The organism is Pseudonocardia sp. (genome assembly GCF_025965585.1).
Classification (GTDB): Bacteria; Actinomycetota; Actinomycetes; order Mycobacteriales; family Pseudonocardiaceae; genus Pseudonocardia.
Map to the genome: position 1 here is coordinate 1 of NZ_JAOPWR010000230.1, position 9,698 is coordinate 9,698.

Annotated in this window: 10 protein-coding genes; 5 read left to right on the top strand and 5 right to left on the bottom strand. The window is 71.1% G+C overall.

Annotated features, from left to right (window positions below):
• Nucleotides 1–85: 85 nt before the first annotated feature.
• A complete protein-coding gene (locus JWR81_RS14885) occupies nt 86–382 on the top strand; it encodes a hypothetical protein (RefSeq protein WP_297651833.1) in 297 nt (98 codons plus the stop codon).
• An 84-nt stretch (nt 383–466) separates the two neighbouring features.
• Here JWR81_RS14885 and JWR81_RS14890 read toward each other — a convergent pair whose 3' ends face one another.
• Nucleotides 467–1,636 (bottom strand): amidohydrolase family protein, encoded by a 1,170-nt coding sequence (locus JWR81_RS14890; protein ID WP_297651836.1) that lies wholly within the window; start codon nt 1,634–1,636, stop codon nt 467–469.
• 327 nt (nt 1,637–1,963) lie between these two features.
• On the opposite strand from JWR81_RS14890, the gene JWR81_RS14895 reads away from it, so the two are divergent.
• Nucleotides 1,964–3,361, top strand: a complete 1,398-nt coding sequence (locus tag JWR81_RS14895; protein WP_297651839.1) for an MFS transporter — start codon at nt 1,964–1,966, stop codon at nt 3,359–3,361.
• Between the two features lie 114 nt (nt 3,362–3,475).
• Here JWR81_RS14895 and JWR81_RS14900 read toward each other — a convergent pair whose 3' ends face one another.
• The 4 genes from JWR81_RS14900 to JWR81_RS14915 form a co-directional block, all read right to left on the bottom strand.
• Nucleotides 3,476–4,255, bottom strand: coding sequence for an SDR family NAD(P)-dependent oxidoreductase (locus tag JWR81_RS14900; protein ID WP_297651842.1), 780 nt, complete (start codon nt 4,253–4,255; stop codon nt 3,476–3,478).
• Nucleotides 4,256–4,286: 31 nt separating this feature from the next.
• The gene (locus JWR81_RS14905) at nt 4,287–5,204 is read right to left on the bottom strand and encodes an LLM class F420-dependent oxidoreductase (RefSeq protein ID WP_297651845.1); all 918 of its coding nucleotides are present in this window, start codon (nt 5,202–5,204) and stop codon (nt 4,287–4,289) included.
• 99 nt (nt 5,205–5,303) lie between these two features.
• A complete protein-coding gene (locus tag JWR81_RS14910; protein ID WP_297651848.1) occupies nt 5,304–6,296 on the bottom strand; it encodes an NADPH:quinone oxidoreductase family protein in 993 nt (330 codons plus the stop codon).
• The gene (locus JWR81_RS14915) at nt 6,293–6,961 is read right to left on the bottom strand and encodes a TetR/AcrR family transcriptional regulator (protein ID WP_297651851.1); all 669 of its coding nucleotides are present in this window, start codon (nt 6,959–6,961) and stop codon (nt 6,293–6,295) included. The genes JWR81_RS14910 and JWR81_RS14915 overlap by 4 nt, the downstream gene beginning before the upstream one ends.
• A gap of 180 nt (nt 6,962–7,141) precedes the next feature.
• Between JWR81_RS14915 and JWR81_RS14920 the strand changes: the two genes are divergently transcribed.
• The 3 genes from JWR81_RS14920 to JWR81_RS14930 all read left to right on the top strand — a co-directional run.
• On the top strand, nt 7,142–8,197 hold the full coding sequence (locus JWR81_RS14920; protein WP_297651855.1) for a phosphotransferase family protein: 1,056 nt from the start codon (nt 7,142–7,144) through the stop codon (nt 8,195–8,197).
• Nucleotides 8,198–8,199: 2 nt separating this feature from the next.
• Nucleotides 8,200–8,961, top strand: coding sequence for an SDR family oxidoreductase (locus JWR81_RS14925; RefSeq protein WP_297651858.1), 762 nt, complete (start codon nt 8,200–8,202; stop codon nt 8,959–8,961).
• 45 nt (nt 8,962–9,006) lie between these two features.
• Nucleotides 9,007–9,698 (top strand): acyl-CoA dehydrogenase family protein (locus JWR81_RS14930; RefSeq protein WP_297651861.1); only part of this gene is annotated, 692 nt, incomplete at its 3' end.

A 9,698-nucleotide genomic window follows, 5' to 3' on the forward strand; every position in this document is an offset into this window, starting at 1 on the left:
GGTGTCCGCCAAGAATTCTGACGCACCGTACACATAGCTGTATATGCTCGAGGAAACCTCACCCGAGACTCGAGGAGGATGGATCATGACCGACGTGGGCGACGAGGCTGCCGTCGAGCGGCCCGACGAGGACGACTACGACCTGCTGACCTTCGGGGAGGCCGGCGCGCGGCTGGAGATCGAGATCCGGGCGATGCGCAGCCGGGTGGCACAGCTGGAGCAGGGTTCGCCGCTCGACGAGGCGGCGCTCGCAGCGGCGAGGAACCGACTCGCCGCACTGCAGGAGGGGGCGGCCCGCAACGCGGCGCAGCCCATCAACGACGAGAACTTCGAGCGCTTCTTCGGGTATCCGGGAAAGGCTCGCCGGAACACGGCCTGGTGATGCACGGAAGCGGGGCCCCGGTGGATCCGGGGCCCCGCTCCGAGCCGTGTCACGTGTCCTGCTCAGCTCCGGGATCGACGCCGGTCAGGCGCTGCGGGGGAAGTGCAGCATCCGGCGCGCGTTGGTCTCGACGATCATCTCGACCTCGTCGTCCGGGACGTCCGCGAGTGCCTCGTGTGCCCTCTTGCGGCTGTTGGGCCAGTTGGAGTCCGAGTGCGGGTAGTCGATCTCCATCGTGATGCGGTCGACACCGATCGTGTGCCGGTTGGTCAGGCCGTGCTCGTCGTCGATGAAGCAGCCCCAGAAGTGCTTGCGGAACAGGTCGCTGGGCTTCGCGTCGAAGTCGATGTCCTGGTAGTAGCGGTGGCGTTCCCAGGTGTAGTCCGCCCGCTCGAGGATGTAGGGGATCCAGCCGATCCCGCCCTCGGCGAGGGAGATCTGCAGGTCCGGGAAACGTTGCAGGGCCCCGGAGAACAGCAGGTCGACCGTGCTCCACATCAGGTTCGACGAGAACAGCACGATCGGTACGGCGAACGGCACGTTCTCGGTGACCATGTCCAGCCCCGGGGCCTTGCCGGAGAACGAGAACCCCGGGACGAACGACCCCGATCCGAAGTGCAGCGAGGCCGGCATCCCGGTGTCCGAGCAGACCTGCCAGAGCGGGTCCCAGTGCCGGCTGTGGAACGAGGGCAGGCCCAGCGGGACGGGGCTGTCCGGGAAGGAGATGGTGCGGGCGCCCTTGGCCGCGATACGTTCGGCCTCCTTCACCGACAGGTCGATGTCCCACACCGGCAGGATGCCCATCGGGATGAAGCGCTCCGGTGCAGTGGCGCACCACTCGTCGATGTAGAAGTCGTTCCAGGCCCGGACGCAGTGCAGGGCCAGGTCCTTGTCCTGGGCCCGGAAGAAGGTTCCCCCGCCGAACCCGGGAAAGGAGGGGAAGCACAGCGCGGCCTGCACGCCGTCGAGGTCCATGTCCTTGACCCGCGCAGCCGGGTCGTAGCAGCCGGGGATCATGTCCTCGTAGCGGACGGGGTCCATGCCCCAGTCCTTCGGGTCCTTCCCGGCCACGGCGTTCAGGCCGATGGTCGGGAAGGCCTTGCCGTCGTAGTGCCAGACGTGCTTGCCGTCGACCTCCACGATCCGCGGTGCGGCATCCCGGTAGCGCTCGGGAACCCGCTCCTGCCACACCCGGGGGTGCTCCACGAGGTGGTCGTCCACCGAAACGATCTGGTGGTGCTCCTGCAGTGGCATCCTTGCCCTCCGAAGGCTTGGTGAAACCAAAGTTTCTGACGATGCGTGCACCTACTGTAGCCACAGGGTGCGGTGAATCACCAGCTCTGGGCTCCGATCCGGCGCGTGATGCGCTGATCCGCGCCGTCGTCTGACGGTGCGCCATCGGAATGGGCAACGCCGAACCGTCATGCCCGGCGGGCGCGAACAGGGTGTCATCACTGTCAGAACTTGGCGCGGGATCCTTGACAGTGACGGACACCACCTGCGAGCGTCAGAACCACGTTCCGCTCACAGCGATACAAGATTCTCGCACAGCAGCGGGCCGTCCTCCGTCCGATCGAGTCGATGGGCATGCCGATGTCGTCATCACTGGAATCGCCGTCCGATCCCCGGACGCTCACGATCGGCCGGGCGGGAGCCAGGCTCGACCGGCTGCCGACCGGGCCGTTCCACCGCCGCGTCCTCCTCGTCGCCGTCGTGGCGTTCGTCTTCGAGATCGGGGACCAGTCCGCGACCGGACTGGTCGCGGCGTCCCTGACCACCCACCTCGACACCAGCCTGACCGGCATCGCGTTCGCGGTGTCGGCGATGTACCTCGGGCTGCTCGTGGGCTCGCTGGTGGCCGGTCAGGCCGGTGACCGGTACGGCAGACGCTCCACGCTGGCCTGGGGCATGGCGGCGACGGCGCTGTTCTCCGCGCTCGCGGCGCTGTCGCCGAACATCACGACGCTGGTGATCCTGCGGTTCCTGACCGGGATCGGCCTGGGCGCCATCTACATCGGGATCGTCGTCTACCTCACCGAGCTGTTCCCGGCCCGCCGCCGCGGCCTGTCACTGGCCGTGGGCGTCGCGATCGGCACGATCGGCTCGGTGCTGCTGACCGTCCTGGCGCGGGTGGTGGTGCCGATGGGCGAGAACGGTTGGCGCATCGTCTACGCCGTGGGTCTGCTAGGTCTCCTGGCGGTGCCGGCCTGCCGCAGGCTGCCCGAGTCGCCGCGCTGGCTGCTGGCCCGGGGCCGCGCGGACGAGGCCGAGTCCGTGCTGGAGCGGATCGAGGAGGAGACGACCGCGAAGGTGGGCCCGCTGCCCGAACCGGAGACGTCCGACGCCGCAGCGAGCGCGCACGAGGCCCGGCGGCAGCCCACCTCCGCGTTGTTCGGGAGCACGTTGCTGCGCAGCACGGTGATGCTGATGATCGTGTGGATCTGCTACTCGGCCGTGCAGCAGGTCACCACGACGTGGACTCCGACGATCCTCGTGCTGCGCGGCTTCACCCAGGCGGAAGCCCTGTCGCTGACGTCGCTGATCGTGCTCGGCTCGCTCGCAGGCTCCATCGCCGCGATCTTCATCGCGGACCGGCTGCCACGCCGGGCCGGTCTGGTGGCGTTCACCCTGATCGCCGCCGTTGCGGCGCTCTGCTTCGGGTTCGTCACGAACCTGGCGCTGCTGATCGCCGCCGGCTTCGCGATCTACTTCTTCTCGGGCGGTGCCTCGCCGCTGATCAACGCCTACATGGCCGAGGAGTTCCCGACCGACCTGCGGGCGCGCGGCAGCAGCGTCGCGTTCTCGACCGGGCGCCTGACGAACGTCATAGCGCCGTTCACGATCGCGGCCGTGCTGGCCTCACTCGGCTACCACGCGATCGCGATCGGGACGTTCACCGCCTGGGCACTGATCGCCGTGGCCGTGCTCGTCCTGGGCAGGCGGCGATCCCGGAAGGCGGACATGGTCGAGGAGATCTGACACCGCGCGATCCCCGGCAGGGGCCGGCATCCGGACCCGGATGCCGGCCCTGCCAGGCGTGGTGCGGCCGACGTCGCGCCTGGTCGCGCGGGTGCCGGGCCTTCGTGACCGTCGTCAGCGGACCATCAGCATCCCGCCGTCGACGGCGAAGACCTGGCCGGTGATGAACCGGGAGCCGGGCCCGGCCAGGAACGCCATGAGCGGCACCAGGTCGCGGTCGACGTCGCCGAGCCTGCCGTCGATCGGCATGCGCTCCGCGATCTGTGCGTCGTGCGCGGTCAGCTGCTCCGGTGTCATCGACGCCCGGGTCGTCGCGTACATCGGCGTCGAGATCGCCGGGGCGATGGCGTTGACCGTGATCCCGGTGTGTCCCCACTCCTGTGCCACCGTGCGCGTCCAGGCCAGCACCGCTCCCTTGCTGGCGGAGTAGTGGGCCTTGTTGCGCAGGCCCAGGACGCCGGCGGCGGAGGCGAAGTTGAGGATTCTTCCGCCGTGCTCGCTCAGGTGCCGGAAGGCGGCCTGGTTGGTGAGGAAGGTGCCAGTGGCGTTCACGGCGAGGACGCGCTCCCACTCGTCGAGCGGGATGTCCTCGGCCGGGGTGCCCGGCGCGATGCCGGCCGCGTGGACCAGGACGTCGAGGCCTCCGAGCAGCGCGACGGCCCGGTCGAACGCCGCGTCCACGGAGGACTTGTCCGTGACATCGCACAGCACGAAGTCGGCGTGACCCGGGCCGTCGGCACTGGCCTTGCCGGCGATCTCGGTTCCCGGCCCTTCCTGCAGGTCGCACGAGACCACGGCTCCTCCCGCCGCGGTGAAGGCGCGGACGATGCCCGCGCCCATCCCGCTGGCTCCGCCGGTGACGAGCACGCGGGTTCCCGCGAGCGACTCGGTCATGGGGCATCTCCTTCGTCGAGCGCGGCCGGCGTCACCGGCACGCCGCGATCACCTGCGCGCCGTAGCTCCGCAGGGCGTCGAGGGCGGCGGCGCCGGTCCCGGTGGGTGAGTGGACGACGACCGACGTGACGCCGGCCTTCGCGTAGCGGCCCAGCTCGTCGAGATGGGCGGCGGGATCGGCGACCTCGTCGGCCGGGACGGGGGCCTCCACCTGGACGTCGAGCTCGGCGGGTGCCCTGCCGGCCTCACGGAACCGCGCGCCCAGCTCGTCGACGGCCGCGGCGAGCTCCTCGAGCGAGTCGATCGACGGCGTCCGGAACGAGGCCGCGTGGCGTCCGGTGGTGAGGATCGGTGACCAGCCCTGCCCGTAGCGGACGATCCGGCGCCGGGTCAGCGGGCTGTTGCCGCCGAGCCAGAGCGGTGGCCCGGGCTGCTGGACCGGCCGCGGCCGCAACACCTGGTCGACGGCCAGGAACCCGGTGCCCTCGAAGCGGTACGGCTCCCCGCTCCAGGCGGCGTGCAGCGCGGCGACGGCTTCGTCGAACAGGGTGTTGCGCTGCTCGAAGTCGACCCCCACGGCGGCGAACTCCGAACGGAGGTAGCCCGTGCCGGCAGCCACCGTGAGCCGCCCGGCGGAGAGCACATCGACCGTCGCCAGCGTCTTCGCCAGCTGTGGCGGGTTGTGGTAAGGCAGTACCAACAGGTGGGGCATGAGCCTGATCCGGCTGGTCACCGCGGCGCAGAAGGCCAGCGCGGCGAGCGGGTCGAACGTGTCGTGCCCGCCCGCCTCCGTCCATTTCCGCGACGGCGCCGGATGCTCACTGAAGGCGAGGGCGTCGAACCCGGCCTCCTCGGCGGTGCGGGCGAAGGCGGCCAGCACGTCGGGTCGGAGGAACTCGGGGGAGTACCCGGCGCCGCGTTCGATCGGGTACTCGACGGTGAACTTCACGACCCCTCCTCGAGCCGGCGAGGCGACCCGCCCCCAAGCGTAGACGCAAGTGTCAGAAATTGGTGAGTTCTCGTGGAAGGGAAACCCGATGTCCGTCGTTCACGACGCGGCCGCCCGCCCGGCCGCGGTCGTGAGCACGACCTTGCCGGTGGCCGACCGGTCAGCCACCGTGCGCAGCGCGGCGGCCGCCCGCTCCAGCGGGAAGCGGGCCGTCACCGTCGCGCCCACCCCCTTCTCCCGCAGCGCCGCGAGCTCGGCGGCGTCCCGCGCGGCGGCCGCGGGCTCGTGCTCGGCGAACCCGCGGATCTCGAACCCGCGGACGGTGACGTCCTTGAGCAGTACCAGGTTGAGCGGGATGCGGGGGATGACGCCCGAGGCGAACCCGACGGTGACGAACCGCCCCCGCCGCCGGGTCGATCGCAGGAGCACCTCCGCGAGCTCGCCGCCGACCTGGTCCAGCACCACGTCCGGACCGCCGCAGAGCTCCCGGATCCGGACCCGGACGTCCGTGGTCGAGGAGAGGTCGAGCACGGCATCCGCACCCAGGCCCAGGCAGAACGCCGACTTCCGAGGGCTCGAGACCAGTGCGAGCACCTTCGCGCCGAGGGCCCGGCCGAGCACCACCCCCGCGGACCCGACCCCACCGGCGGCCCCGGTCACGGCGAGCCATTCGCCCTGCCGCAGATCCGCAGCCGAGCGCAGCGCCGAGTAGGCCGTCGAGAAGGTGACCCCGGTGGCGGCGGCGGAGACGAGATCGGCGTCGGACGCGAGTGTGGCCACCGAGCGGGCCGGCCTGCTGACGCGCTCGGCGAAGGCGCCGGTCATGCCCTGACCCGCGACCCGGTCGCCGACCGCCACACCGGTGACGTGCTCGCCCACCGCGGACACGACACCGGCGAACTCGCTGCCGGGTGTGAACGGCACCGGCACGCTGACCTGGTAGCCGTCGGCCACGAACAGCAGGTCGGTGAAGTTGACGGCCGCGGCGTGGACGTCGACGACGACGTCGTCCGGCCCGGCCGCCGGATCGGGCAGCTCCTCGACGGTCAGCTGCTCGGGTGGGCCGTGCCGGGTGCACCGGACCGCGATCACCGGGCGCCGCGCGTGGCGTCGACCGCCCGGACGCAGAAGGCCACGAGGTGCGCCCGCTCGGGCTCGTCGGGTGCGGTCCCGTTCACCACGTGTCGCTGCAGCACTCCCATGAGCGTCTCCTGCAGCACCTGTGCGTCCCGGGCGGGCTCCGGCCTGCCGAGTGCCGTGACCGGTGCGACGAGCAGCGCGCCGAGGCGGTCGAGCAGGGCGAGGCCGGCGGGCTCGCGCATCCGGCCGGTGGTGGCCAGCTGCTGCATCACGGCGCTGCCCTGTCGGGCGGCGTCGGGGCGGACGAGCTGGGTGAGCAGCCCGTCGACCCAGGCCACGACCTGCTCCACCGGGTCGGTGTGCTTGCTCATCTGGTGGTCGAGATAGCCGGCGACCCGCACCAGACCGCGCTCGACGACGGCGAGCATCAGGTCGGGCTTGCCCGCGAAGTAGCGGTAGAACGTCTGGTTGGACGTGCCGGCCTCGGCGACGATGTCGGCGACCTTGGGTTCGGCCGGCGAGACCCGCTCGGCCACCCGGAGCGCGGCGTCCAGGATCAGCTCCACCTCGCCGAGCGCGTCCCGCTGCTGACGCGACAGCGCCCTGTCCACCGCGGCCCGGACCGAGACGGGCACCTCCTGCCACTCCACGTCATCGGTCTTCTCGGCAGATGTCACGGAAACCGGTCGAGGGGTGGCCATGACGCAGAATCTAGTTCTATTCTCAGCGAAACGCTATTCTGACACTGCGTCCACGCACCGCTCGATCCGAGCGGACCGGTGCGGCGCGCGAGGAGGGACGACGATGTCGGGGACACGCAATGGAACGCCGGCCGGGACGTCAGCGAGAGGTGCGGCGTGACAGCCGGGACGGCAGCGGCCGCCGGCCTTGACGTCGACGCGCTCGCGCGGTGGATGGACGCCGAAGGTCTCGCGGGGGCGGGGGAGCTGCCCCGGCTGGAGCGGCTGTCGGGCGGCTCGCAGAACGAGCTCTACCTCCTGGAGCGCGGCGGCAGCCGGACGGTGCTGCGGATGCCGCCGCCCTCGGCCGCCGCGTCCCGGGTCGACGGCCTGCGCCGCGAGCTGCGCCTCGTGCGCGCGCTGAAGGGGACCGACGTCCCGCACGCCGAGCTGGCCGGTGGCGACGAGACCGGCGCCGTCCTGGGCATGCCGTTCTACGTCATGGCGGCGGTCGACGGCTGGTGCCCGGCGGACTCGCGACGCTGGCCGGCCCCGTTCGACGCCGACGTCGCGGCCCGTCGCGGGCTGGCGTTCGAGCTGGTCGACGGCATCGCCAAGCTGTCGAAGGTGGACTGGCGGGCCCGCGGGCTGGAGGGCTTCGGCCGCCCGGAGGACTTCCACGAGCGCCAGGTGGACCGGTGGCTCGCGTTCCTCGGCGCGTACCGGTTCCGCGAGCTGCCGGGCCTCGACGAGGCCGCGGAGTGGCTCCGACGCAACCGTCCGGAGAACTGGACGCCCGGGATCATGCACGGGGACTACCAGTTCGCCAACGTCATGTTCGCCCACGGCGCCCCCGCACGGCTCGCGGCGATCATCGACTGGGAGATGACAACCATCGGCGACCCGCTGCTGGACCTGGGCTGGGCGTTGCTCGGCTGGCGCGGCGAGGATCCCGAACCCGGGGGGCTGAGCTACATCGACATCGCCGGCATGCCGGCGCGCGCCGAGCTGCTCGCGCACTACGAGCGGGTGAGCGGCCGGTCCACCGCGGACATCGACTACTACCTGGTCCTCGCGAACTGGAAGCTCGGCGTCGTGCTGGAGAAGAGCTACGCCGCGTTCGTGCACGGCGAGCCGGTCGACCCGAAGGTGGAGGCCTTCGGGCCGATGGTCCTGCAGCTGATCGGCACCGCGGCCGATCTCGCGCGGTCGCTGCCGGGGAAGGGGAACTGAGCATGGGGTACGCCGACGAGCTGTTCGACCTCACCGACCGGGTCGTCCTGGTCACCGGCGGCAGCCGGGGACTGGGCCGGGAGATGGCGCTGGCCGCCGCGAAGTGCGGCGCGGACGTCGTCATCGCGAGCCGGAACTACGAGACGTGCGCGACGCTCGCGAAGGAGATCGAGGAGACCACCGGCCGGGTCGCCCTGCCCTACGGCGTGCACGTCGGCCGCTGGGACCAGATCCCCGGCCTCGTCGACGCCGCGTACGACCGCTTCGGCAAGGTCGACGTCCTGATCAACAACGCGGGGATGTCGCCCACCTACGACAACCTGACCGACGTCACGGAGAAGCTCTTCGACTCCGTCCTCAACCTGAACCTGAAGGGCCCCTTCCGGCTCAGCGCGCTGGTGGGGGAGCGGATGGTCGCCGCGGGCCGTGGCTCGATCATCAACGTCAGCTCGACGGGCTCGATCCGGTCGTCGGAGTGGATCATCCCGTACGCCGCGGCGAAGGCAGGACTGAACTCACTGACCGACGGGTTCGCGCAGACCCTGGGCCCGACGGTCCGGGTGAACACGCTGATGTCCGGCCCGTTCTTCACCGACGTCAGCAAGCACTGGGACCTCGACGCCGTCGCCGAGTCGTCCAAGGCGCACGCCCTGCAGCGCACCGGGCAGCCCCCGGAGATCGTCGGGGCCGCGCTGTACCTGGCCTCCGACGCGTCCAGCTACACGACCGGCGCGACGCTGCGGGTCGACGGCGGCATCCCGTGAGCAGGCCCGGCCCCTGTACCGACGACGTCCGAGGAGGAGCCCGCGATGGCGTGGGACTTCAGCACTGACCCCGACTACCAGGCCAAGCTCGACTGGGCCGCCGAGTTCGTGGACACCAAGGTGTCGCAGCTCGACCTGCTCTGGCCGCACGACGTGTACAAGCCGATGACCCCCGAGCAGCGGGCGATCATCGACCCGATGAAGACGGAGGTCCGCCGGCAGGGTCTCTGGGCCTGCCACCTCGGCCCCGAGCTGGGCGGCGAGGGCTACGGGCAGATCAAGCTGGCGCTGCTGAACGAGGTGCTCGGCCGTTCCCACTGGGCACCGCGGATCTTCGGAACCCAGGCCCCGGACACCGGCAACGCCGAGATCATCGCCCACTACGGGACGCCGGAGCAGAAGGCGCGCTACCTCGAGCCGCTGCTCGAGGGGGACATCGTCTCCTGCTTCTCGATGACCGAGCCGCACGCCGGTGCCGACCCGGGCGAGTTCACCACCCGCGCCGTCCGCGACGGCGACGACTGGGTGATCACCGGGGCGAAGTTCTTCTCCTCCAACGCGCGCTGGGCCGAGTTCCTGATCGTCATGGCGGTCACCGACCCCGAGGCGGGCGTGCGCAACCGGATGTCGATGTTCCTCGTGCCGGCGGACACCCCGGGCGTCGACATCGTCCGCAACGTCGCGCTCTTCGGCGACCCGGAGGGCGAGGGCTCGCACGCCCTGATCGAGTACCGGGA

Bases quoted from the DNA above. Each gene is read 5' to 3' on its own strand.
- JWR81_RS14885 (WP_297651833.1), top strand. From the start codon at position 86: ATGACCGACGTGGGCGACGAGGCTGCCGTCGAGCGGCCCGACGAGGAC.
- JWR81_RS14895 (WP_297651839.1), top strand. From the start codon at position 1,964: ATGGGCATGCCGATGTCGTCATCACTGGAATCGCCGTCCGATCCCCGG.
- JWR81_RS14925 (WP_297651858.1), top strand. From the start codon at position 8,200: ATGGGGTACGCCGACGAGCTGTTCGACCTCACCGACCGGGTCGTCCTG.
- JWR81_RS14900 (WP_297651842.1), bottom strand. From the start codon at position 4,255: ATGACCGAGTCGCTCGCGGGAACCCGCGTGCTCGTCACCGGCGGAGCC.
- JWR81_RS14890 (WP_297651836.1), bottom strand. From the start codon at position 1,636: ATGCCACTGCAGGAGCACCACCAGATCGTTTCGGTGGACGACCACCTC.